The following is a 774-nucleotide window of genomic DNA, read 5'->3' as shown; positions in this document are numbered from 1 at the left end:
AGACTGACCTGCCCCCAGGATTAGATACAACCGTCAGTTAGTAAGGTCGGTTTGTTTACCTTCACATTTTCCATTTCGCCACCGTGCTGCAAACTCTGATGGCGTCTGATAATTCAGTGCTGAATGTGGACGACACTCGTTATAATCCTGCCGCCAGTCATTAATGATTTTCCTTGTGTGAACGATATCGCTGAACCAGTGCTCATTCAGGCATTCATCGCGAAATCGTCCGTTAAAGCTCTCAATAAATCCGTTCTGCGTTGGCTTACCCGGCTGAATTAAGCGCAACTCAACACCATGCTCAAAAGCCCATTGATCCAGTGCGCGGCAGGTGAACTCCGGCCCCTGGTCAGTTCTTATCGTCGCCGGATAGCCTCGGAACAGTGCAATGCTGTCCAGAATACGCGTGACCTGAACGCCTGAAATCCCGAATGCGATGGTAATTGTCAGACACTCCTTCGTGAAGTCGTCCACACAGGTCAGGCACTTGATCCTGCGACCGGTGGCCAGCGCGTCCATGACAAAATCCATCGACAAGGTCAGGTTGGGTGCCGCCGGGCGGAGCAGCGGCAGACGTTCTGTTGCCAGCCCTTTACGACGTCGCCTGCGTTTTACGCCCAGCCCGCTCAGATGATAAAGGCGGTACACACGCTTGTGATTAACATGAAGGCCTTCACGGCGCAGTAACTGCCAGATGCGGCGGTAGCCAAAGCGCCTGCGCTCCAGTGCCAGCATCAGTGATGCGCCCTGATAAATGCGCATCAGCCGCCGGAC

At 54.0% G+C, this 774-nt stretch carries 1 pseudogene; it reads right to left on the bottom strand.

Annotated features, from left to right (window positions below):
• Positions 1-33: 33 nt before the first annotated feature.
• Positions 34-774: pseudogene (locus HMPREF3178_RS19645) on the bottom strand (IS3 family transposase); the annotation flags it as partial.

The sequence above is a fragment of the Klebsiella sp. HMSC09D12 genome (assembly GCF_001808475.1).
GTDB lineage: Bacteria > Pseudomonadota > Gammaproteobacteria > Enterobacterales > Enterobacteriaceae > Klebsiella > Klebsiella oxytoca.
Note: the sequence above shows the minus strand (reverse complement) of the source record. Positions and strands in the feature narration are given on the sequence as shown.